Genomic DNA, 22,266 nt, shown 5'->3' with positions numbered 1-22,266 from the left:
ACGTCATGACGAAGACCGTCAACCACTGGATCGGCGGCAAGACGGTGGAGGGCACGTCGGGCCAGTACGGTCCCGTCACGGACCCGGCCACCGGCGCGGTCACCACCCAGGTGGCGCTCGCCTCCGTGGAGGAGGTCGACGCTGCCGTGGCGGCGGCGAAGGCCGCTTACGCGACGTGGGGCACCTCCTCGCTCGCCCAGCGCACCACGGTCCTCTTCCGCTACCGCGCGCTGCTCGACGCCCACCGCGACGACATCGCCGCGCTGATCACCGCCGAGCACGGCAAGGTGCACTCGGACGCGCTGGGTGAGGTCGCCCGCGGTCTGGAGATCGTCGAGCTGGCGTGCGGGATCACCACCCAGCTCAAGGGCGAGCTGTCCACCCAGGTCTCCAACCGGGTCGACGTCTCCTCGATCCGCCAGTCGCTCGGCGTCGTCGCTGGCATCACCCCGTTCAACTTCCCGGCCATGGTGCCGATGTGGATGTTCCCGCTGGCCATCGCCTGCGGCAACACGTTCGTGCTGAAGCCCAGCGAGAAGGACCCATCGGCCGCCAACCTGCTGGCCGAGCTGGCCTCGGAGGCCGGTCTTCCGGACGGCGTCCTCAACGTCCTGCACGGCGACAAGGTCGCGGTCGACGGCCTGCTCAACCACCCCGACGTGGCTGCCGTCTCCTTCGTCGGCTCCACCCCCATCGCCCGCTACATCCACGCCACGGCCTCCGCCAACGGCAAGCGCGTCCAGGCCCTCGGCGGCGCGAAGAACCACATGCTCGTCCTCCCGGACGCCGACCTGGACGCGGCCGCCGACGCGGCGGTCTCGGCGGCGTACGGCTCGGCCGGTGAGCGCTGCATGGCGATCTCGGCGGTCGTCGCGGTCGGCGCGATCGGCGACGAGCTGGTCGCCAAGATCCGCGAGCGGGCCGAGAAGATCACGATCGGCCCCGGCAACGACCCCGCCTCCGAGATGGGCCCCCTGATCACCGCCGCCCATCGCGACAAGGTCGCCTCGTACGTCACGGGCGCCGCGGCCCAGGGCGCGGAGGTCGTCCTCGACGGCACGGGCCACACGGTAGTGGGCTTCGAGGACGGGCACTGGATCGGCCTGTCCCTCCTGGACAAGGTCTCCACCGACTCCGACGCCTACAAGGACGAGATCTTCGGCCCGGTGCTGTGCGTGCTCCGCGTGGAGACGTACGAGGACGGCGTCGCCCTCATGAACGCATCGCCGTTCGGCAACGGCACCGCGATCTTCACCCGCGACGGCGGCGCGGCCCGCCGCTTCCAGCTGGAGGTCGAGGCCGGCATGGTCGGCGTCAACGTCCCGATCCCGGTCCCGGTGGGCTACCACTCCTTCGGGGGCTGGAAGGACTCGCTCTTCGGCGACCACCACGTCTACGGCAACGACGGTGTGCACTTCTACACCCGCGGGAAGGTCGTCACCACCCGCTGGCCCGACCCGGCCGACGCCCCGGCAGGCGTCGACCTGGGCTTCCCGCGCAACCACTGAGCCGGATCCGGCTCGGCCTGACCCCCGTCCGCGTACGCCGCGGGCGGGGGTCCGGCGTGTGCGCGCACCGCCGAAAACCAGGTGCCCGCCCGCGTACGCCTCCCGCATCCTGGGACGCATGAACGCCCAGCCACACCCGCCCCGTCACGAGATCCGCGCGCTCCACACCGCCACCACCGTCACCGTCTACCAGGCGTACCGGCCCGCCATCGGGCTGCCCGCCGCACGTGACGGGCGGTTCCCCGAGGCATGGAAGCGGGACCGGATGACCTGGATCAAGCCCAGCTTCCTGTGGATGATGTACCGCTGCGGCTGGGGCACGAAGGAGGGCCAGGAGGTCGTCCTCGCCGTCGAGATCGACCGCAGCGGCCTGGAGTGGGCCCTCGCGCACGCCGAACTCTCCCATTACGTACGCGGTGTGCACCCGGACCGGACGGCCTGGAAGCGCAGCCTGCGCGCCGCCCCCGCCCGGGTCCAGTGGGACCCCGAACGCGACCTCGGCCTGAACGCGCTCCCGTACCGCTCCCTCCAGCTCGGGCTCAGCGGCGAGGCCGCCCGGCTGTACGCGGACGAGTGGACGGTGTCCGTACGCGACGTCACCCCGCTCGCGCGCGAGGTGCACACGGCGGTCCGGGCGGGGGAGCGGGAGCGGGCCGCCGCCCTGCTGCCGGTGGAGACACCGCTCGACCTCACCGCGCCCCGGCCGGTGCCCGCCGCCTGAGAGGCCCTCAGGCCACCGCCGCCAGCGTCCGCGTCGCCTTGCGTACGTCGGCGAGGTACGTGACCACCTGCGGATCCCCGCGCCACGGCTCCAACGACCGCCCGTAGACGCGCAGATACTCCATACCCCGCAGACTTCCCAGCCGGGTGAAGAGGTTCAGGGACTCGCGGCCCAGGTGCAGGCTCTGGGCGAGGTCGCCGTTCTGGGCGTGCGCGGAGGCCAGGACCGAGAGCCGTACGCTCCGGGAGCGGACGAAGGCGTCCGACGGCATGGGGCCGGCGGCGTTCCAGGCGAACGTCGCCCGGTGGTTGCCGAGGTCGCGGAAGGCCTCGGCAGCGTCCGTGATGATGCGGTGCTGGGTGAAGAACCCGATCCAGGCCGGCCCCTCCGCGTCCGTTCCGCGTTCGGCCAGCCGCTCCGACTGCGCGATGCACGCGCTCGTCGACCGCTCGTCGCCCGCGCGCGCGTGCGACCGCGCCTCGATCAGCTTCGCGAAGCCCGCCACGCGCGGATCGAGGGTCTGCCCGCGCCGGTACGCGCCCTGCGCCATGTCGATCGCCTCGGACGTGAAGCCGCGCATCAGCGACTGCATCGCCATGGTGGAGAGGATGTACGAGCCGAGGTCGGCGTCGCCGCCGGCCCGCGCCAGCCGCAGCGCCTGGATGAAGTGACGCTGGGCGATGCCGTGCCGGCCCGCGTCGAACGCCGTCCAGCCCGCCAGCCGCGCCATCTCCGCCGTGACCCGGAACAGGTCACGCCCCACGGCCTCCGAGTAGCTGCCGTGCAGCAGCGGTGCGACCCGTTCGTACAGGTACTCCGTGAGGGACGCCGACTTCCGGTTCGCCCCGCCGAAGCGCGAGTCCCACAGACGCGCGTTGTCAGCGGCCTCCCTGAGCTCCGCGATGTGGAACCGGTCGACCGACGGTCCGGTCTCGCGCGCCCGGGTCGGTTCCGCCGGGTCGATGAGCCAGCGGCTGAACGGGGTGGCGAACGCCGAGACGGCGAAGGTCTGACGGGTGAGGAACTGACGGCGGTTCACTGCGCTCCAATAGGCTGCTGCTTCGGTCACGGCGTCGTCCTGACGCCGGGCGAACTCCAGACCCAGCAGACTCACGTCGCGCTCCGCGCCCTGCATCCCGATCTCTGCGAGAGACACCGGTCTGCCCAGGGCCTCCGATAAGGAAGCGCAGATGAGCCGCGGGGTCGGTTCCTTCGGGATCATGCCGCGGCGGCACCAGTTGGCCACGGACGTGTGGGTGTACCGGCCCGCCTGCCCTTCGCGGGCGCCGAGTTCGTTCACCCGGTGAGCAAGTCTTTTGTGGCTCATGCCCGACATGGCCACGATCTCTTCGAGAAGTGAATTCCTCTGACGCTCCGGTATTCGGGTTCCTGTCATACCGCCCCCTCCTTCTCTCGCAGAGTACCGGCGACAGGCCGCCGTGAGCAGGGTCCGCGATGCGTGAGCCCCCCTTGTGGGCCCTGTGGCGCACCGCGTCCCGCGCTCTCATGAGGGGAGCGGGAACTGTCCGGCGACATAAGGCCCGAGAAGCAGGGCTCGAGTCGGCGAATTCCGAGAAGGAGGTCCGAAAATGTTCGAGCTGATCGAGTTATCGGTGATTCTCTCTCCGGGGGTGACGCTGAAAGTTCACCTGCCGGTGGGATTTCTCCTCTATGCGATCTTCTCGCGCGGCTCCCGAAAATAGTTCCGCCGGGTGGCACGAGCGCCACGGGAGCCACGGGAGCCACGAGCGGCATGTCGGCCCGAGGGGCGGCAGCGCCCGGCGGGCGTCAGTGCCCCGCCGCCGTCGCGCCGTCCCCGAACTCCCACACCAGCATCCTGGCCCCGCCGTCGTCCCCCGCCCCCGCCGACCGGTACGTCGCGAGCGCCGCCTCGTTGTCGTGCTCCACGCCGACCCACAGGCCGTAGCACCCCCGCTCCCGGGCGATGTCCACGAGCGCGAGCGTCAGGGCCCTGCCGATGCCCCGGCGGCGGAACGGGGCGTCGACGCCGAGTTCGTACAGGCACATCTCCGTACCCTTGTCCGGGTGCAGCATCTCGATGCCGGAGACGAAGCCCGCCGGGACGCCGTCCACGTACGCGATCAGCAGCACGTGACCGTCCGCGGCGAGGAAGCGGGCGGCCCACACCTCGCGGGGCGGTGCGTCGTAGAGATGGCCGGCGGCCAGGAGTTCCGTGACGGTCGTGGCGCGGCGAATGTCCACAATGGCCTCCCGAGGCAAGGGGTTCTGAACGCATTCTGTACCGCGTCCGGAGTACGGCGGGGGCGGACCGTACCTCTCAGGGAGGCCGCCCACCTCCCCCTGACGGCACTCAACCGGCTTGCGTCCTCCGTTTAGGGTCGAGGGATGGAGACCCCTACTGCTCGACGGTGGCGCCTGCTGCCCCGTACCCGTGCCCGGTGGGCCGCGGCCGTGGCCGTGCTCGCCGTGCTCGTGGGCGGCGGCACCTGGACCGCCGTCGCCGACGACGGCTCGCCTGCCGTGCAGCGCGAGGACCGGACGCTGCGCATGGACGGGGTGCCGATCGACACCTCGTACTTCCACGCGGGAGGTTCCGGTAAGCGGCCCGCCGTGCTCATCGGGCACGGTTTCGGCGGCAGCAAGAACGACGTACGGGCCCAGGCCCAGAAGCTGGCCGCCGACGGATACGCCGTCCTGACCTGGTCGGCGCGCGGCTTCGGCAAGTCCGGCGGGGAGATCACCCTCAACGACCCGGACCACGAGGTCAGGGACGTCTCCCGGCTCATCGACTGGCTGGCCAAGCGGCCCGAGGTGGAGCTCGACGGGAAGGGCGACCCCCGGGTCGGCCTCACCGGGGCCTCCTACGGCGGGGCCGTCTCCTTGCTCGCCGCCGGGCACGACGAGCGGGTCGACGCCATCGCACCCGTGATCACCTACTGGAACCTCGCCGACGCCCTCTTCCCCGACGGGGTCTTCAAGAAGCTCTGGGCCGGGATCTTCGTCACCACCGGCGGCGGCTGCGAGAAGTTCGAGAAGCGGCTCTGCGAGATGTACGAACGGGTCGCCGTCAGCGGGAAGCCCGACGCCGAAGCGGTGAAACTCCTCACCGAGCGGTCGCCGTCCGCCGTCGCCGACCGCATCAAGGTCCCCTCGCTCCTCCTCCAGGGGCAGTCCGACTCCCTCTTCCCGCTCGGCCAGGCCGACGCCATGCAGAAGGCGATCAGCGCCAACGGCGCACCCGTCTCCGTCGACTGGATCTCCGGCGGACACGACGGAGGCGACAGCGAGACGAGCCGGGTCGAGGGGCGCGTCGGCTCCTGGTTCGACCGGTATCTCAAGGAGGACACCGGCACCGGCACCGGGCCCGCCTTCCGCGTCACCCGGACCGGAGGCGTCGACTCCACCGACGGCGCCGCCCTCCTGCGCGGGGCCTCCAGCGACACCTACCCGGGGCTGCGCGGCGGCGGCCGGGACATCGCGCTCGGCGGCGGGACGAAAACCTTCCGCAACCCGGCCGGCGCCGCACCGCCCGCCATCTCCGCCGTGCCCGGCGTCGGCGGCGGACTCGCCCAGCTCTCCTCCCTCGGCGTCGGGCTCTCGCTCGACTTCCTGGGACAGTTCGCCCGCTTCGAGTCCGCCCCGCTGGACACCTCCGTACGCGTCACCGGCACCCCCACCGTGAAGGTGAACGTGACGGCGGGCGGCGACCGGGACGCGGTGCTCTTCGGCAAGGTGTACGACGTGTCGCCGGACGGCAGGCAGCAGGTGCTGCCCCACCAGCTCGTCGCCCCCTACCGGATCACCCCCGACCAGCAGGGCAGGCCGGTCGAGCTGGCGCTGCCCGCCGTGGACCACGAGTTCGACGCCGGACACCGGCTGCGCCTCGTGTTCTCCGCGACGGACCTCGGTTACGCGTCCCCGGCCGAGCCCGCCACGTACACCGTCACCGCCGACGGACCGCTGACCATCCCCACCGCACCCGCCGTGACGACCGCGGCCGCCGCCCTCCCGTGGTGGACCTGGGGCCTCCCGGCAGCCGCCCTCGTCATCGCGGCCGCCCTGCTGCTCACGGCCCGCCGCCGGACCGCGACGCCCGCGCCCGACCCCGCGCTCACCGACGTGCCCCTCCAGATCACCGGGCTGTCGAAGAAGTACGCGAAGTCCGTGGACCGGTACGCCGTGCGCGAGCTGTCCTTCCGCGTCGAGAAGGGCCAGGTCCTCGGACTCCTCGGGCCCAACGGCGCGGGCAAGACGACCACCCTGCGCATGCTCATGGGGCTCATCACCCCCGACGAGGGCGAGATCCGCGTCTTCGGGCAGGCCATCCGGCCGGGGGCCCCGGTGCTGTCCCGGGTCGGGGCGTTCGTGGAGGGGGCGGGCTTCCTGCCGCATCTCTCCGGGCGCGCCAACCTCGACCTGTACTGGCAGGCCACCGGCCGTCCCGCCGAGGACGCGCACATCGAGGAGGCCCTGGAGATCGCCGGGCTCGGCGACGCGCTGGCCCGTGCCGTACGGACGTACTCCCAGGGCATGCGGCAGCGGCTCGCCATCGCCCAGGCCATGCTCGGCATGCCGGACCTCCTCATCCTCGACGAGCCGACCAACGGGCTCGACCCGCCGCAGATCCGCGAGATGCGGGACGTGATGATCCGCTACGCGGCCGGCGGCCGGACCGTCATCGTCTCCAGCCACCTCCTCTCCGAGGTCGAGCAGTCCTGCACGCACCTGGTCGTCATGGACCGGGGCCGGCTCGTCCAGGCCGGACCGGTCGCCGAGATCACCGGATCCGGCGACATGATCCTGGTGAGCACGGCGGAGGAGGTGTCCGAGCCGTTGGCCGAGAAGGTCGCGGCCCTGCCGGGCATCGGCTCCGCCGTCCGCACCGACGACGGCCTCGGTCTCCTCGTCCGCCTCGACGGGGCCACCACCTCGCGGCTCGTCGCCGACCTCGTCCGGCTCGACGTCCCGGTCACCGGCGTCGGACCGCACCGCCGCCTGGAGGACGCCTTCCTCACCCTGATCTCCGGAGGAGCAGCATGAGCGCCCCCACCCAGCCCCCCGAGGTACGGGACGACACCGAGCACCCCGAGGCCGCCGGCTACCGTGCCCGGCGCACGCTTCCCCTCCGCGTCGAGGCCATGCGGCAACTGCGCCGCCGCCGCACCCTGCTCATGGGCGGGGTGCTCGCCGCCCTCCCCTTCATCCTGATCATCGCCTTCGCGATCGGCGGCACGCCGGACGGCGAGGACGGCGGAGGCGGCGGGGGCCGGGGCGGCGGCCGGATCAACCTGATGGACGTGGCGACCGAGTCCGCCGCGAACTTCGCCGCCACCTCGCTGTTCGTCTCGGCCGGATTCCTGCTGGTGGTGCCGGTCGCCCTGTTCTGCGGGGACACCGTCGCCTCCGAGGCGAGCTGGTCCTCGCTGCGCTATCTGCTCGCCGCACCCGTGCCCCGCGTACGGCTGCTCTGGTCCAAGCTCGTCGTCGCGCTCGGCTTCAGCCTGGCCGCGATGGTGCTGCTGCCGCTCGTCGCGCTGGCGGCGGGCACGGCGGCCTACGGGTGGGGGCCGCTGAAACTGCCCACCGGGGGAGCACTGGCCGCCGGGGACACGGTGCCCCGCCTCGCGATCGTCGTGGCGTTCATCTTCGTCTCCCAACTGGTCACCGCGGGCCTGGCGTTCTGGCTCTCCACGAAGACGGACGCCCCGCTCGGCGCGGTCGGCGGCGCGGTGGGCCTCACCATCGTCGGCAACGTGCTCGACGCGGTCACCGCACTCGGCTCCTGGCGCGACTTCCTGCCCGCGCACTGGCAGTTCGCCTGGGCCGACGCGCTCCAGCCGCAACTGGAGTGGGGCGGCATGATCAAGGGCACGGCCGTATCGGTGACCTATGCCCTGATCCTGTTCGCCCTGGCCTTCCGCGGGTTCAGTCGTAAGGACATCGTGTCCTGAACCTGATGTTCCGCCGGTTTCCCGCCCTTCGGCCGGCGCTGTTGCCGCATCGAGATGGTTCCGCAACGCTTTCGTCGACTCCGATCGGCGGTCCCGTACGTCACATTCACAGATGTCGAGGACATCGTGACGACATGGGGGGTTACGCATGCATCAGGTCAGCCGGCGAGACGAGAAGCGGGCGCGGGACCGGGCGGGAGGCCGGGCGGGAGCCATGGCGCTCCTCCTGGCGGGAGCCATGCTCCTCACCGCCTGCGGCGGCAGCGACAGCAGCTCGGAAGGCACGCGCGACCTGAGCTCCGGCACACGCGAGGGGCAGGGGTCGACGGGCGGCGGGCAGCCCGCGCCGGACGCGGTGGAGCCCGAGAAGGGCCGGGCGGCCGCACCGACGGGAGATGCCGCGGACACGAGCGAGCCGGACATCGCGGCGCCCGACTACCTCTCCACCTTCGCCCTGGACGTGGACACCGCCAGCTACGGCTACGCGCGCCGCACCCTCGGCGACGGCAGGCTGCCCACCCCCGAGGACGTACGCCCCGAGGAGTTCGTCAACAGCTTCCGCCAGGGGTACGAGCGGCCGAAAGGTCCCGGCTTCTCGGTGAACGTCGACGGGGCGCGCATCGGCACCGGGAAGGGCGGGGGCGACGGAACCGGAGCCTCCGGCTGGTCGCTGCTGCGCGTCGGCCTGGCCACCGAGGCCGCCCCGGCCACCGCAGAACGGCCGCCCGCCGCCCTCACGTTCGTCGTCGACATCTCGGGGTCCATGGCCGAGACCGGCCGCCTCGACCTGGTCAGGAAGTCCCTGGACATCCTCACCGACGAACTGCGCGACGACGACTCCATCGCCCTGGTCACCTTCAGCGACCAGGCCGAGACCAGGCTGCCGATGACCCGCGTGAAGGGCAACCGGAAACGGATAAAGGACGCGGTGCGGGAGATGCAGCCGGCGCAGTCCACCAACGTCGAGGCGGGCATCACCCTCGGCTACGAGAAGTCGGTCGACGGCCACCGCGAAGGCGCCACCAACCGGGTGGTGCTCCTCTCCGACGCCCTCGCCAACACCGGCGACACCGAGGCCGAAGGGATCCTGAAGAAGATCGACTCCGCCCGCCGCGAGTACGGCATCACCCTCTTCGGCGTCGGCGTCGGCAGCGACTACGGCGACGCGTTCATGGAGCAGCTCACCAACAAGGGCGACGGGAACACCACGTACGTCGGCGACGACGAGCAGGCCCGCAAGGTCTTCGTCGACCAGCTGCCCGCCCACCTCGAAATCCGGGCCCGCGACGCCAAGGCCCAGGTGGCGTTCGACCGGAAGACCGTGCGGCAGTTCCGGCTGATCGGCTACGAGAACCGCAAGGTCGCCGACGAGGACTTTCGTGACGACAGCGTCGACGGCGGAGAGGTCGGCCCCGGCCACACGGTGACCGCTCTGTACGCCGTACGGCTGCGCGACGGCGCCTCCGGCACCGTGGCGGAGGCCACCGTGCGCTGGCTCGACCCCAAGACCCGCAAGCCCCGGGAGGAGACCGGGTCCGTACGGACGGAGGCGGTCAAGGGCTCCCTGTGGGGCGGCGAGAACTACCGCCTCCAAGTGGCCGCCGTGGCAGCCTATTTCGCCGACCATCTGCGAGGCGGCGACCTGCCCGGCGCACCCCGCCTCCGCGAGCTCGCCTCCCGGGCGGACGGGCTGGCGGAGACGACCGAGGACAGCGCCGTCAGGAAGCTGGCCACGGCCATCGCACAGGCGGACCGGCTGGAGGGCGGATCCGGAACGGGCGACGGGGCGGAACCGAGCGAGGGCGAGATCGGCTGAGACGGGAGGGACGGCGGGCAGCGTCACCCGGTCCGAGGATTCGCGCAGCCATGCGAAAAAAGGCCCTGCGAACCGTCGTTCCGGGTCATGATGTCCGCCATGACCTCCCTGTTCCTGGTGTTCTCGGCGATCGTCAACGGCCTCTACGCGGGCTTCATGCTGACCTTCCTGATCGCGATCATGCCCGGTCTGGCCGAGCTGACGGACGAACAGTTCACAGCGGCCATGCGCCGCTTCAACGACAAGGTCCCCGGGCCCGTCTTCCTCGTCCTGTTCCTCGGCGTCGTCGCGCTCCCCGCCGCCGCGTTCTTCACCGGCCTCGGCGAGCACGGGGAGACCACCGGGCCGGCCGTCCTGGGGGCGCTGATCTGCGTGGTCATCAGCCACCTGGTGACCATCGTCGGCAACATCCCGCTCAACAACGCCCTCGCCGCCTCCGAGGGCGGCGACGACAGCGCGGCCCGCGTGGCCTTCGAGTCCCGCTGGAACACCTTCCACCAGGTGCGCACCGCGTTCACGCTGGTGGCGTGCGTCCTGCTGGCCGTCGCCCTGTAAGGGCCCGTCCAGGGCGCACGGGGGCCAGGAACCCCTACAGCCCGGCCCGCCGGGGATGGCGGGGGCCGAGCAGCACCACGAGGGCGGCCGCGCCGGGCACGGGTGCGTCGATCCGCTGCCACCCGGCCCGCTCGTACAGGCGCAGCGCCGGCTCGGCCCGCAGGGAGGTCAGCAGCCAGCAACGGCCGTCCGGGGCGGCCTCCGTCACCGCGTGCAGCAGCGCCGCGCCCAGCCCCGCACCGGCGGCATCCGGCGCGACCGCCAGTTCGTCCACCTGCAGCGCGCCGCACAACCACGCCCGCGTCCGCCCGGGACCGAGGGCCTGCGCGACCTGCCCGTAACTGCGGTCGGCGGGAAAGACGTCCGGGGTGATCCAGGCCGTGGCGAAACCGGTCACCGTCTTCCCGGCCGCCCCCTCGGGCGTCCCGCCTGCCGTCGCCACCGCCGCGGTGAACCCGGGCCGGAGCGCGTCCCGTGCGAGCCGCTCCGCATAGTCGTCGGCCGCCGCCGGATCCTCGTGCCAGGGCGGGGCCGCGAACGCCCGCGCGTACACGCCGCGGATCCCCTCGACGTACCGGTTCAATTCTCCGGCCGGCACGCTTCGTATCTCGCTCGCCATCGCACCGTTCCTCGTCATTCGTCGGCGGGCCGCCGGTGCGTCACCCGCGGCTCGCCGGAGCGTCACCGGTCCGTCGGGGAAACCCCGAAGCGTGATCAGTCCCCCCCTTCCCTCGCCCCGGGGGAGAGGGCCGACGCCACCATCACACGTTGGGCACCTTGAGCCGGTCCCAACTCCTCTTCCCGGGGATGCCGTCCGCGTCGCCGCCCGTGTAGCCCAGCTTGCGCTGCCAGGCGGCGTACGACTTCCGGTCGGCCTCGGACCAGGCCGGGCCGGGCCCCACCGTGTACCGGCCGCAGCCCTCCGCCACCAGACGCCTGCCCATCGCCGTGATGACAGCGCTGTTCCGGCCGGCCCTGAAGAACGCGGCCCCCGGGAACGGCTCGTACCTCGGTTTCGGCGGCGGTTTGGACGGGCCGTCCGGGGGGCCGCCGAGCCGCTTGCCGATCCGGGTTCGCATCGACTTCATGGTGAACCCGCGCGGATCGACCTTGCCCGGCTGCCACTCCAGGTGCCCGATCACCGATCGCTGCGACCAGCCGTGCGCCCGGCAGACGGCGGCTGCGGCCCGCTCGATCGCCAGCAGTTGGGCCGCCGGCCAGGGATCCTTGCCGTCGCCGAGGTTGATGCACTCGAAGCCGTAGAAGTGACGGTTGCCGTCGGTGTTGTTCTCGTTGTCCGGGGGCAGCGCCTTCTCCGCGATGACGGCGCGCAGGACGTCGTCGTCGCCGAGACCGGCGTGGTTGGCCCGCCCGTTCCCCACGAGGTGGACGGTCCCGTCCTTGGCGATGACCCCGTGGCAGAGCGGACCGGGCAGTGCGGAGTGGCCGTTGTAGCAGAGTTCGACGGAGGACGTGGTGCCCGAGGTGACGGTGTGATGGATCATCACGCCGTGCGTGGGGCCCCAGGGACCCTTGTGGTTCCGGTTGTTGGTACGCCAGCTCCGGTGTTCGACGACGTGGAGACCTTCGTCGCGGAGGGCTTTGAGCAGCTTTGCGGCGGACAGCGGCGTCGCCATCGCGGCGCTCCTTTCGCTGATGGTGCGTAGTTCACGCGGGGGCTTCGGTGTGTGGGCGGCGGGACGGGCGGCGGCGCGGAGCCGCGTGCGCCCGCCGGATGTCGGGGCTCGGTCTGGAGCGCCCTGCGGCGGATTCCGCTTTCGGGCCCACATGGTCGATTTGCCCGCTCCCGGGCCCTACCGAACGTCCCGTCGGATGGAAGGTTCCGCCGATCTCGAACTCCCGCTCGGGTGTGTCCGAACTCCTGCCCGATGCGCACGGCGCCGAGGCCCCGGAAGCCGTGCCCCGCGCACCTCGGCACGGCCACGGTGCGGGCCGCTCGGTGTTGACGGCTCGCGCGAAAGGCGCTGGGCGGCACGCGTCTCGCACCCGACAGCTCCCCCGCGGTGACGTGGCCGGACCTCGAAACCGATCCTCCTTTTGACGCGTGTCTGCAATTGCCTGCGAAGATCTGACCGTGTTCTGCCATGCCGCGGCTTGCACCGGCCGTCGGTACCGAAGAAGCTTTAGCCCAGAGTCCGGCGTGCTGTCGCCGGGCCCCCGGATGTACCGCCCGCCGCGCTTCCGGCCGGCAGCGGCCCGGGGCACGCCTCGAGCGCTGTCCGAGATCAGCGGCTGCCCGAGACGGAACCGAGTGGGAACCGGCTGTGCCGACCTCGGCACGGCCCTGTTCGCTCCGGCCTCCACACCTGACTCCCCCGCTGAAGCGTGATGCGTCCCCTCTTCTCCGACCCTTCTTCGACTCTTCTCCGATCCCAGAGGTGCAGGTGACTGCCATGCCGTCAGACAGCCAGAGTTCGAGCTCCACCGCGCCGGTCGAGACGGAGCTGCTCCGCGCGGTGTGCGGCCACTTCGTGACCGGCGTGACGGTGATCACCAGCGGGCGCGGCGAGCAGGCGGCCGGTACGACGGTCAACTCCTTCACGTCCGTCTCCCTCGACCCGCCGCTGGTGCTGTTCTGCCTGCACCACAAGTCGCGGCTGCGGGACGTGGTCGAGGACAGCCAGGCCTACGCCGTGAACTTCCTGGCCGCCCAGCACGAGCCGCTGGCACGAGCCTTCGCCGGGCGGAGCACCGCCTCGCTGCAGGAGGTCCCGCACCGCCCTTCGGCGACCGGGGTGCCCGTGCTCAGCGACGCTCTGGCCTACCTCTCCTGCCGGCTCGTCAACACCTTCGAGGGGGGCGACCACACCGTGTTCGTGGGTGAGGTGGTCGACCTGGACGTCCCGGAGCGGGACCGTCGGCCGCTGGTCTTCTTCCGCGGCGCGATGGGCGCCCTCCTCGCCGCTGTCTGACGGGCCCCCGAAACCCGGGCCCCGGAAGGCATCCGCCCCGACCGGCAGCCCCACCGCGACGACCAGAGCCGACGAAGGAGTGCCCTCATGACACAGACGGCCGCCGTGGTCGTTCCCATTCCGCACGACGCGCTGACGGTCCTGCTGCTCCAGATCGGCGTCCTGCTCGCGGCGGCGTTGCTGCTGGGGCGGCTCGCCCGGCGGCTGGGCATGCCGTCCATCGTGGGGGAGCTGACCGCCGGTGTGCTGCTCGGGCCGTCGCTGCTGGCCCGCGTGGTTCCGCAGGCGGAGCAGGGGCTGTTCCCGCAGGATGCCGCCCAGATGCATCTGCTGGACGCGGTGGGCCAGTTCGGAGTCGTCCTGCTCGTCGGATTCACCGGTATGCACCTGGACCTCAAGCTGGTGCGCCGTCAGGGCCGACGGGCAGCGGTGGTCAGCGCCGCGGGCCTGATCGTGCCCCTGGTCCTCGGCGTCTGGCTGGGCTTCGCGCTTCCCGGGGAACTGCGCGCGGAGGGAGCCGACCCCACGGTCTTCGCGCTCTTCGTGGGCGTGGCGATGTGCGTCAGCGCGATCCCGGTGATCGCCAGGACGCTGCTGGACATGAAGCTCATCCACCGGAACGTGGGCCAGATGATCCTGGTGGCGGGAACCGTCGACGACGCCGTCGGCTGGCTCCTGGTCTCGCTCATCACGGCCATGGCCACCACCGGACTGCACACCGGCGAGGTGACGCTCGCGCTCACCCGCATGGCGGTGCTCCTGGTCCTCACCATGACCGTCGGCCGGTACGTCGTACGCGCGGCCATGCGCGCGGCCACCCGCTCCGGGACGCCGGGCCGGGCCGTCACGACCGCGGTCGTCCTGATCATGCTGTCCGCGGCCGGAGCACAGGCGCTCGGACTGGAGGCGGTCTTCGGCGCCTTCCTGTGCGGGGTGCTGATCGGTTCGTCCAAGGACATCGACACGGCGGCTCTGCATCCGCTGAACATCACGGTGATCGCGGTCCTCGCACCCCTCTTCTTCGCCACGGCGGGACTGCGCATGGACCTCGGCGCGCTCGCCGATCCGCAGGTCGCGGTCTGGGGCCTCGCGGTCTTCGGCATCGCGGTCCTGGGGAAATTCGCCGGAGCCTACCTCGGCGGAACGCTCAGCGGGATGAACCGGTGGGAGTCGACGGCCCTGGGCGCCGGGATGAACGCCCGCGGGGTGATCGAAGTGATCATCGCCATGATCGGCGTCCGGATCGGCCTGCTGACCGTCGAGATGTACTCCGTCGTCGTCCTCGTCGCGGTGCTCACCTCGCTGATGGCACCGCCCCTGCTGCGCATGTCCATGAAGCGGGTCGAACACACGGCGGAGGAGGAGATGCGCAAGCTCCGGCTGCCGTCGACGGGAGGGAGCACGGCCGACGGCAAGGACCCCGTCGCCCTCCCCTAGGGGCCCTGCCCCCCAGCACCACGGAATCGGGTCATGCCCCTTCCGGTCTGTCCATCCTCGAAAGGTGAACTGTGAACACGACGGAGAACGACATGCGGGACGGCGAGCGGTACGACGTCGCGGTGCTCGGCGCCGGTATGGCCGGTGGGGTACTGGCGGCCGTGCTGGCCCGCAACGGTGTGAAGGTGCTGCTGATCGACGCCGGGGTCCACCCGCGCTTCGCGGTCGGGGAGTCCACCATTCCGTACACCTCGACGATGACGAGGATCATCGCCGAGCGCTACGAGGTTCCCGAGATCGCGCCGCTCGCCAGCTTCCGCGGCATCCAGGACAAGATCTCCCCGATGAGCGGACGCAAGCAGAACTTCGGCTTCGTCTATCACCAGGAGGGAAAGCCCCAGGATCCGGAGCAGATCAACCAGTTGGTCGTCCCCGAATGGCAGCGGACCGAAAGCCATCTGTTCCGGCAGGACACGGACGCCTACCTGTTCAACGTGGCCGTCAGCCACGGTGCGGACGTCCGGCTCGCCACCAGGATCCAGGAGATCGGGACCGGTGCCGACGGAGTGGTGCTCCGGTCGGACCGGGGCGAGGAGTTCAGGGCCGAGTACCTGGTGGACGGCAGCGGCTTCCGCTCGCCGGTCGCGGAGAAGTTCGGTCTGCGTGAGGAACCGACCCGGGCCCGGCACCACTCGCGGACGCTGTTCACACACATGATCGGCGTCACGCCCTTCGACGACACCGCGGCCGCGGCCGCCCACAAGCAGCCCAGCCCCTGGCACAACGGCACGCTGCACCATGTCTTCGACGGTGGCTGGCTGTGGGTGATCCCGTTCGACAACCACGAGGGAGCGCTCAGTCCGCTGTGCAGCGTGGGACTGACGCTGGACGAGCGTGTCTTCCCCAAGCCGGAGGGGTCGCCGCAGGAGGAGTTCGACGCGTTCCTGGCCCGGTTCCCGCAGATCGCGGAGCAGTTCACCGGCGCCAGGGCGGTACGGCCCTGGGTCGGGACCGGAAGGCTCCAGTACTCCGCCACGCAGACGGTCGGCGAGCGCTACTGCCTCACCGCGCACGCCGCGGGGTTCATCGACGCGCTCTACTCACGCGGCCTGACCAACACCTTCGAGGTCGTCAACTCGCTGGCCTGGCGCCTGATCGAGGCATCCCGCGACGGCGACTGGTCCACCGAGCGGTTCGCCTACATCGACCGCCTTCAGCAGGGTCTGTACGACGTGCACGACGACCTCGTCTACAGCTCCTTCGTCGGCTTCCGCGACTACGAGCTGTGGAACGCGGTCTCCCGGGTCTGGAAGGCGACGAGCATCATGCCCACGATGACGCTGGAACGTGCCTACCGGGCCTACCAGGAGAACCGGGACGACCAGGTACTGCGCGACCTGGAGAAGACCAGCACGCCGGGGCTCCCGGACCCCGTCGGCAAGGACATAGGCGGGCTCCTGACCTTCACCAGGAAGCTCTGCGAACAGGTCGAGTCCGGTGAGGTGCCGGCCGCGCGGGCGGCGCAGTTGATCCTGGCCCGGATCAGGGAGACCGAGGCGCTGCCCGCGCCGTTCGAGCTGGGGGCGCCGGAGAACCGCTGTTTCGAGGCCACGCCCGCACTCATGACCAGCACCCTGGAGTGGGGCAGGACCGAGGCGCCCGAGCACATCAAGGGTCTCTTCGGCTGAGGGAGGAGTATCCCGGTCCGAGGGCCGCCCGCGTACGCCCGGTACGCGGACGGCCCTCCTGGGTCCGCCCGTCCGACGGTCACTTCTGGCCAGTCCGCTTCCGCGAATCACCGCTAACCGGCGATCGGGTCTGTTTTCGGCGCGCGCACGGAGGAGGTCAACGCCGCGCCGGGAGGTAGCCGGAGCGCCGTGCTGTTGCTTTCGCTACGAAATTTATGTAACACCTGATGAATTATGTCTCCGAAATGGTTGACCGATGACCAGAACCATGCACTCATGGCGTGGATTTCCATATGAAACAGGCCGGTCGGCTTGTTATGCTGAAGCCGCGTAACACGGGGAGACATGCACGTGACACATGACACATGACACATGCCGCGCAGCGCGTGATACTTCGCGCCGGGCCCGTGTTGTGTAAGTCAGGTTCGACGACTCCGGTCCGTCGGCGTCGGCGACCGACGCGTCCTTGCTTCCCGTGGGTCCTGACTCAGCTGAGTAGACCGTTTCGAAGGGGGAGACTGTGATGCGTGCAGACCTGACGGATTCCTATCGGCCCACGGCGGGGAAGCGTCCGCCGGATACGGCCGAGACCGGGACCCGGGCCCGTATACCCGGAGCGCCGGCCCCGTCCACCACCTGGCGGGTCCTCGTGGTGGAGAGTGACACGGCGGACGCGGAGCTGCTCATGGGGAGGCTGCGGCGCCACGGTCATGAGGTCGAGCGGGCGGAGTCCGGACTGGCCGCGCTGAACGCCTTCGAAGGCGTCGACCTGGTGCTCCTGGACCTCGAACTGCCCGACCTCGACGGCCTGGAGGTGTGCCGCCGGGTGCGCTCGGCGGGATCGCTGCCGGTCATCGCGGTCACGGCCAGGGGGACGGAGCTGGACCGGGTGCTCGGCCTCCAGGCCGGAGCGGACGACTACCTCGTCAAGCCGTACGGCTTCAGGGAGTTAATGGCCCGGATGGACGCGGTCATGCGCCGCGCGCAGCCACGTTCCCCGGCGGCTCCCGTCATCATGCACGGAGCGCTGAACATCGACGCCGGTGCGCGCAGAGTCAGCCTCGACGGACGGCGGGTCGAGGTGACGCGCAAGGAGTTCGATCTGCTCTACCTCCTCGCGTCGCACCCCGGAACGGTCGTGCCGCGCAAGCGCATCATGCAGCAGGTATGGGGAGATGTCTGGTCGCGAAGGACCATCGACACCCACGTCAGCAGCCTGCGCACCAAACTCGGCGCCAGCGACTGGATCGTCACCGTACGCGGGGTGGGATTCCAGCTGGGGCAGGCCTGACCCTCTCGGCCGGACACGCTGTCCGGCGCGAGAATCCCGACGCATGAATCCGGACGTATGCATGGGGGATGGACTGATGACGCACAGCACGGGGGACAGGGACGCGGCAGGCAACGCGCCCTGTGGGAGCGAGAGGTGCCGGCGGGCCGCCGCCGACGGACGCACCCGCGGCAGAGCCGTTGCGGGCCTGAGGCTCTGTGAGGAGTGCCGGAGGCTCTTGTCCGCAGGGCTAGCGGAGCTGGTGCGGCTGTACGACCACTGCGAGGGCCTGCTCGGCGGAGCGCCCGCGGGAGGAGTGCGCGAACGGACGACCGGCGGCGGGATGCCGGGCCTCCCGTTCAACGCCGACGCGGCGGACGCGCGGGCCGCGATCATGTCCCTGCTCGGCTCGTGGAGCGGGCTGGTCGCCGAGCAGCGCGGGCTGCTGGTTCCCAGCCGGACGGCTCCCGAACTCGCCGCCTTCCTGCTCGCCAACGCGGACTGGCTGGCCGCCCATCCGGCGGCGGCCGAGGCGACGGCAGAGGTGCTTCGCCAAGTGCGCCGCACCCGCGCCGTGGCCCGGCCCGCCACCGGGCGCCGCATCCGGATCGGCAACTGCGTGCGGGACGACTGCACGGGGGAGCTCAGTGTGCTCGTCCGCGGCTCCGGCACCGAACCGCCGGCCGAGATCCGCTGTGACCGCGACACCGGTCACACCTGGCGGGGCGACGAGTGGACACGGTTGTGGCGCTCGATGCGCGGAAGGAAACAACCCGCCGGCTCGCAAACCGACGCGGAGACCCGCAAGGAGCAGGAGCGCTGGCTGACAGCCGCTGACATCTCACGGCTGTGGACCACGCCCGTCGGCACCGTCTACCGGCTGGCCAGCGAAGGAGGCTGGAGGCGGCACAGCCGTTCGGGACACACCTACTACGCGGAGGAGGACGCGCACGCCTGCTTCAGCCGCCGTGCCGCCCGCTCCCGGAGGCGCGCGACCCTGCCGGGCTGAGACACCCGGCCCGGCGCGCGCACCGCTGCAGCTCACGCCCCGCGCAGACGCTTTCCCAGGGCCGTCGGAGAGGTATCTCCGGCGGCCCTCGGTCATGTCACCCAAACCTTCGCGGTACGGAGTTCCCGGGCGGTGGGAAAAGGCCTGCCGACGACACGGGACAGCGGAATCGATCAGTTCCATTTGACGGTGCGATGACACATGGCTGACCGGTTCTCCAGGCATCTGCAGATTCGGCGCGGCATGTGACTCAACTTGACCTTGATCTGCACGAGGGTTTCTTGTACGGAGATTCGAGACCGAAGATCCTTGTGCACAGGATCCGGTGCACTGTTTCCGAAGCCTTTCGAGGTCGGGGCGGCCGACGTCGCCGATTACCCGCCGGACGCACCCGTCCGCAGGACCCACGCCGCTGCGCGGCGGCCCCTTCCGCGCCCTTTCGCTTTCCCTGTCGGACATCGAACTCGCCATGACCTGCTGGTGTCCCGGGTGAGCTCATCAAGGAGAGACAACCATGCACAGCACTCTGATCGTTGCCCGGATGCACCCCTCTTCGAGCGACGACGTCGCCCGGCTCTTCGGCGACTTCGACGCCACACAGATGCCCCACCGCATGGGAACGAGGAGCCGCCGGCTGTTCTCGTACCGGGGGCTGTACTTCCACCTCCAGGAGTTCGACACGGACGACGGCCCCGAGCGCATCGAGGAGGCGAAGAGCGACCCGCGCTTCGTGCGCATCAGCGAGGACCTGAAGCCGTACATCGAGGCGTACGACCCGGAGACCTGGCGCTCGCCCGCCGACGCGATGGCCACCCGCTTCTACAGCTGGGAGGCGTCGCAGTGACGGGGCGGCGCGTGGTCATCACCGGAATGGAGGTGCTCGCACCCGGTGGCGTAGGGGTCGAGCAGTTCTGGAGCCTGCTCAGCGAGGGCCGTACCGCGACCCGGGGCATCACCTTCTTCGATCCCGCTCCGTTCCGGTCCAAGGTCGCGGCCGAGATGGACTTCGACGGTGAAGCGCACGGGCTGAGCCCGCAGGAGGCCCGCAGGATGGACCGGGCCGCACAGTTCGCCGTGGTCGCGGCGCGCGGCGCGGTGGCCGACAGCGGCATCGAAATGGACCGCTGCGACCCCCACCGCGTCGGAGTGACGCTCGGCAGCGCGGTCGGCGCCACCATGAGCCTGGACCAGGAGTACCGAGTCGTCAGTGACGGCGGCCGGCTCGACCTGGTCGACCACACCTACACCGTTCCGCACATCTACGACTACCTGGTGCCCAGCTCCTTCGTCGCGGAGGTGGCGTGGGCCGTCGGCGCCGAGGGCGCCGCCGCCATGGTCTCCACCGGCTGCACCTCGGGAATCGACTCGGTCGGCCATGCCGTCGAGCTGATCCGCGAGGGCACCGCCGACATCATGGTCGCGGGTTCCTCGGACGCCCCGATCTCGCCCATCACGATGGCCTGCTTCGACGCGATCAAGGCGACCACACCACGCACCGACCACCCCGCCGGCGCCTCACGGCCCTTCGACGCGAGCCGTAACGGCTTCGTGCTCGGCGAAGGCTGTGCGGTGTTCGTACTGGAGGAGCGGGAGAGCGCCCGCCGACGTGGCGCCCACGTCTACGCGGAGATCGCGGGCTACGCCACGCGGAGCAACGCCCACCACATGACCGGACTGCGCCAGGACGGCGCGGAGATGGCGGAGGCCATCAGGGCGGCGCTCGACGAGGCCGTCCTCGATGCCGAGGACATCGACTACATCAACGCACACGGGTCGGGCACCAAGCAGAACGACCGGCACGAGACCGCGGCGTTCAAGAAGAGCCTCGGAGACCACGCCTACCGCACCCCGGTCAGCTCCATCAAGTCCATGGTGGGCCACTCGCTCGGCGCCATCGGATCCATCGAGATCGCCGCCAGCGTCCTGGCCATGAAGCACCACGTGGTGCCGCCCACGGCGAATCTGCACACCGCGGATCCGGAGTGCGACCTGGACTACGTCCCGCTCACCGCACGTGAGCACCGCACCGACGCCGTGCTCACCGTGGGCAGCGGCTTCGGCGGATTCCAGAGCGCCATGGTGCTGGCGCGTACCGACCGGCCAGAAAGGGGAGCGGCATGACCGCCTCGGCAGTGGTGACCGGCCTCGGCGTGGCAGCGCCCAACGGGCTCGGCACCCAGGACTTCTGGGCGGCGACCCGGGCCGGCAAGAGCGGTATCGGCCGGATCACCCGCTTCGATCCGGCCCGGTACCCCTCCCAACTGGCCGGTGAGATACCGGGCTTCGCGGCCGAGGAGCTGCTGCCCGGGCGGCTGCTGCCGCAGACCGACCGGATGACGAGGCTCGCCCTCGTCGCCGCCGACTGGGCACTCGCCGACGCCGGCGTGCGTCCGGCGGACCTGCCGGCGTTCGACATGGGCGTCGTCACGGCGAGTGCGTCCGGCGGCTTCGAGTTCGGCCAGGGCGAACTGCAGAAGCTGTGGAGCAAGGGCAGCCAGTACGTCAGCGCGTACCAGTCCTTCGCCTGGTTCTACGCGGTCAACAGCGGCCAGATCTCCATCCGCAACGGTATGAAGGGGCCCAGCGGCGTCATCGTCAGCGATCAGGCGGGCGGCCTGGACGCAGTCGCCCAGGCGCGCAGACAGATCCGCAAGGGCACCCCGTTGATCGTCACCGGAGCCGTCGACGCCTCGATCTGCCCGTGGGGCTGGGTCGCGCAGATGGCCGGCGGCCGGCTGAGCACCCGGTCCGAGCCAGCCCGGGCCTACCTCCCCTTCGACGACGAGGCGAGCGGTCATGTGCCCGGCGAAGGCGGGGCCATCCTCATCCTGGAGGAGGCCTCGGCGGCCCGCAGGCGCGGCGCGAAGATCTACGGGGAGATCGCCGGGTACGGCACGACCTTCGACCCCAGGCCGGGCTCCGGGCGGCCGCCCGGGCTGCGCAGAGCCATCGAACTGGCTTTGCGGGACGCCCGGTTGGAGCCGTCGGACGTGGACGTCGTGTTCGCCGACGCGGCCGCCCTCCCGGACCACGACCGGGTCGAGGCCGAGGCGATCGGAGCGGTCTTCGGACCGCGCGGAGTGCCGGTCACCGCACCCAAGTCGATGACCGGGCGGCTGTACTCCGGAGGCGCGCCGCTGGACCTGAGCGCGGCCCTGCTCGCCATCGAGGAGGGACTGATCCCGCCCACCGTGAACGTGGCACCCTCGCCCGGCTACGGCCTCGACCTGGTGGTCGCCCAGCCGCGGCCCGCACGGCTGCGCACGGCGATGGTCCTCGCCCGTGGCCACGGCGGGTTCAACTCGGCGATGGCGGTCCGTGCGCTCTAGGGCGTGTTTCGAAAGGAGCGCCGTCCGCCCGGAGGGCGGGCTCGGCGGCGTCTGGTGCGTGCGATCG

Annotated in this window: 18 protein-coding genes; 14 read left to right on the top strand and 4 right to left on the bottom strand. The window is 71.0% G+C overall.

Features of this window, described 5'->3' with window-relative positions; all coding sequences use genetic code 11:
- Nucleotides 1–5: 5 nt before the first annotated feature.
- Together IG90_RS0122010 and IG90_RS0122005 are read left to right on the top strand one after the other, a co-directional pair.
- A complete protein-coding gene (locus tag IG90_RS0122010; RefSeq protein ID WP_030587081.1) occupies nt 6–1,508 on the top strand; it encodes a CoA-acylating methylmalonate-semialdehyde dehydrogenase in 1,503 nt (500 codons plus the stop codon).
- Between the two features lie 118 nt (nt 1,509–1,626).
- The gene (locus IG90_RS0122005) at nt 1,627–2,229 is read left to right on the top strand and encodes a DUF4291 domain-containing protein (RefSeq protein WP_030587080.1); all 603 of its coding nucleotides are present in this window, start codon (nt 1,627–1,629) and stop codon (nt 2,227–2,229) included.
- 7 nt (nt 2,230–2,236) lie between these two features.
- Here the strand turns inward: IG90_RS0122005 and IG90_RS0122000 are convergent, their stop codons facing one another.
- On the bottom strand, nt 2,237–3,625 hold the full coding sequence (locus IG90_RS0122000) for an NsdA family TPR-like regulatory protein (protein ID WP_030587079.1): 1,389 nt from the start codon (nt 3,623–3,625) through the stop codon (nt 2,237–2,239).
- Between the two features lie 392 nt (nt 3,626–4,017).
- Nucleotides 4,018–4,452 (bottom strand): GNAT family N-acetyltransferase, encoded by a 435-nt coding sequence (locus tag IG90_RS0121990; RefSeq protein WP_030587078.1) that lies wholly within the window; start codon nt 4,450–4,452, stop codon nt 4,018–4,020.
- 144 nt (nt 4,453–4,596) lie between these two features.
- On the opposite strand from IG90_RS0121990, the gene IG90_RS0121985 reads away from it, so the two are divergent.
- The 4 genes from IG90_RS0121985 (at nt 4,597) to IG90_RS0121970 (ending at nt 10,533) form a co-directional block, all read left to right on the top strand.
- Nucleotides 4,597–7,251: an alpha/beta fold hydrolase gene (locus IG90_RS0121985; protein WP_167345003.1), complete on the top strand. Its 2,655-nt coding sequence runs from the start codon at nt 4,597–4,599 to the stop codon at nt 7,249–7,251.
- Complete coding sequence (locus IG90_RS0121980) at nt 7,248–8,162, top strand: ABC transporter permease (RefSeq protein ID WP_030587070.1); 915 nt, start codon at nt 7,248–7,250, stop codon at nt 8,160–8,162. Before IG90_RS0121985 ends, IG90_RS0121980 begins: the two co-directional genes overlap by 4 nt.
- Before the next feature lie 148 nt (nt 8,163–8,310).
- Entirely contained in the window at nt 8,311–9,978 is a 1,668-nt protein-coding gene (locus IG90_RS0121975) for a vWA domain-containing protein (RefSeq protein ID WP_078585360.1), read from the top strand.
- A gap of 87 nt (nt 9,979–10,065) precedes the next feature.
- The gene (locus tag IG90_RS0121970) at nt 10,066–10,533 is read left to right on the top strand and encodes an anthrone oxygenase family protein (RefSeq protein WP_030587068.1); all 468 of its coding nucleotides are present in this window, start codon (nt 10,066–10,068) and stop codon (nt 10,531–10,533) included.
- A gap of 34 nt (nt 10,534–10,567) precedes the next feature.
- Here the strand turns inward: IG90_RS0121970 and IG90_RS0121965 are convergent, their stop codons facing one another.
- Both IG90_RS0121965 and IG90_RS0121960 read right to left on the bottom strand, forming a co-directional pair.
- Nucleotides 10,568–11,152, bottom strand: a complete 585-nt coding sequence (locus tag IG90_RS0121965) for a GNAT family N-acetyltransferase (RefSeq protein WP_030587067.1) — start codon at nt 11,150–11,152, stop codon at nt 10,568–10,570.
- Nucleotides 11,153–11,294: 142 nt separating this feature from the next.
- Nucleotides 11,295–12,170: a peptidoglycan-binding protein gene (locus IG90_RS0121960; protein ID WP_030587065.1), complete on the bottom strand. Its 876-nt coding sequence runs from the start codon at nt 12,168–12,170 to the stop codon at nt 11,295–11,297.
- 777 nt (nt 12,171–12,947) lie between these two features.
- Between IG90_RS0121960 and IG90_RS0121955 the strand changes: the two genes are divergently transcribed.
- From IG90_RS0121955 to IG90_RS0121920, 8 genes are all read left to right on the top strand, one after another.
- Nucleotides 12,948–13,466: a flavin reductase family protein gene (locus IG90_RS0121955; RefSeq protein ID WP_051860192.1), complete on the top strand. Its 519-nt coding sequence runs from the start codon at nt 12,948–12,950 to the stop codon at nt 13,464–13,466.
- A gap of 87 nt (nt 13,467–13,553) precedes the next feature.
- Nucleotides 13,554–14,903, top strand: a complete 1,350-nt coding sequence (locus IG90_RS0121950) for a cation:proton antiporter (protein WP_030587062.1) — start codon at nt 13,554–13,556, stop codon at nt 14,901–14,903.
- Nucleotides 14,904–14,974: 71 nt separating this feature from the next.
- Nucleotides 14,975–16,591 carry an NAD(P)/FAD-dependent oxidoreductase gene (locus tag IG90_RS0121945; RefSeq protein WP_051860191.1) on the top strand — a complete coding sequence of 539 codons (1,617 nt, stop codon included), beginning with the start codon at nt 14,975–14,977 and terminating at the stop codon, nt 16,589–16,591.
- A gap of 523 nt (nt 16,592–17,114) precedes the next feature.
- The gene (locus IG90_RS0121940; protein ID WP_078585359.1) at nt 17,115–17,882 is read left to right on the top strand and encodes a response regulator transcription factor; all 768 of its coding nucleotides are present in this window, start codon (nt 17,115–17,117) and stop codon (nt 17,880–17,882) included.
- Nucleotides 17,883–18,099: 217 nt separating this feature from the next.
- Entirely contained in the window at nt 18,100–18,870 is a 771-nt protein-coding gene (locus IG90_RS40760) for a hypothetical protein (protein WP_124265853.1), read from the top strand.
- A gap of 514 nt (nt 18,871–19,384) precedes the next feature.
- Nucleotides 19,385–19,714 (top strand): TcmI family type II polyketide cyclase, encoded by a 330-nt coding sequence (locus IG90_RS0121930; RefSeq protein WP_030587050.1) that lies wholly within the window; start codon nt 19,385–19,387, stop codon nt 19,712–19,714.
- Complete coding sequence (locus IG90_RS0121925) at nt 19,711–20,991, top strand: beta-ketoacyl-[acyl-carrier-protein] synthase family protein (RefSeq protein ID WP_030587047.1); 1,281 nt, start codon at nt 19,711–19,713, stop codon at nt 20,989–20,991. The genes IG90_RS0121930 and IG90_RS0121925 overlap by 4 nt, the downstream gene beginning before the upstream one ends.
- On the top strand, nt 20,988–22,199 hold the full coding sequence (locus tag IG90_RS0121920) for a ketosynthase chain-length factor (RefSeq protein WP_030587044.1): 1,212 nt from the start codon (nt 20,988–20,990) through the stop codon (nt 22,197–22,199). Before IG90_RS0121925 ends, IG90_RS0121920 begins: the two co-directional genes overlap by 4 nt.
- Nucleotides 22,200–22,266: the final 67 nt, after the last annotated feature.

Source organism: Streptomyces anulatus (assembly GCF_000721175.1).
Classification (GTDB): domain Bacteria; phylum Actinomycetota; class Actinomycetes; order Streptomycetales; family Streptomycetaceae; genus Streptomyces; species Streptomyces anulatus_C.
Note: the sequence above shows the minus strand (reverse complement) of the source record. Positions and strands in the feature narration are given on the sequence as shown.

What these genes read in the sequence shown, in the direction of transcription:
- IG90_RS0122010 (WP_030587081.1), top strand. Translation starts at nt 6, where the DNA reads ATGACGAAGACCGTCAACCACTGGATCGGCGGCAAGACGGTGGAGGGC.
- IG90_RS0122005 (WP_030587080.1), top strand. Translation starts at nt 1,627, where the DNA reads ATGAACGCCCAGCCACACCCGCCCCGTCACGAGATCCGCGCGCTCCAC.
- IG90_RS0122000 (WP_030587079.1), bottom strand. Translation starts at nt 3,625, where the DNA reads ATGACAGGAACCCGAATACCGGAGCGTCAGAGGAATTCACTTCTCGAA.
- IG90_RS0121985 (WP_167345003.1), top strand. Translation starts at nt 4,597, where the DNA reads ATGGAGACCCCTACTGCTCGACGGTGGCGCCTGCTGCCCCGTACCCGT.
- IG90_RS0121980 (WP_030587070.1), top strand. Translation starts at nt 7,248, where the DNA reads ATGAGCGCCCCCACCCAGCCCCCCGAGGTACGGGACGACACCGAGCAC.
- IG90_RS0121975 (WP_078585360.1), top strand. Translation starts at nt 8,311, where the DNA reads ATGCATCAGGTCAGCCGGCGAGACGAGAAGCGGGCGCGGGACCGGGCG.
- IG90_RS0121970 (WP_030587068.1), top strand. Translation starts at nt 10,066, where the DNA reads ATGATGTCCGCCATGACCTCCCTGTTCCTGGTGTTCTCGGCGATCGTC.
- IG90_RS0121965 (WP_030587067.1), bottom strand. Translation starts at nt 11,152, where the DNA reads ATGGCGAGCGAGATACGAAGCGTGCCGGCCGGAGAATTGAACCGGTAC.
- IG90_RS0121960 (WP_030587065.1), bottom strand. Translation starts at nt 12,170, where the DNA reads ATGGCGACGCCGCTGTCCGCCGCAAAGCTGCTCAAAGCCCTCCGCGAC.
- IG90_RS0121955 (WP_051860192.1), top strand. Translation starts at nt 12,948, where the DNA reads ATGCCGTCAGACAGCCAGAGTTCGAGCTCCACCGCGCCGGTCGAGACG.
- IG90_RS0121950 (WP_030587062.1), top strand. Translation starts at nt 13,554, where the DNA reads ATGACACAGACGGCCGCCGTGGTCGTTCCCATTCCGCACGACGCGCTG.
- IG90_RS0121940 (WP_078585359.1), top strand. Translation starts at nt 17,115, where the DNA reads ATGCGTGCAGACCTGACGGATTCCTATCGGCCCACGGCGGGGAAGCGT.
- IG90_RS0121930 (WP_030587050.1), top strand. Translation starts at nt 19,385, where the DNA reads ATGCACAGCACTCTGATCGTTGCCCGGATGCACCCCTCTTCGAGCGAC.
- IG90_RS0121920 (WP_030587044.1), top strand. Translation starts at nt 20,988, where the DNA reads ATGACCGCCTCGGCAGTGGTGACCGGCCTCGGCGTGGCAGCGCCCAAC.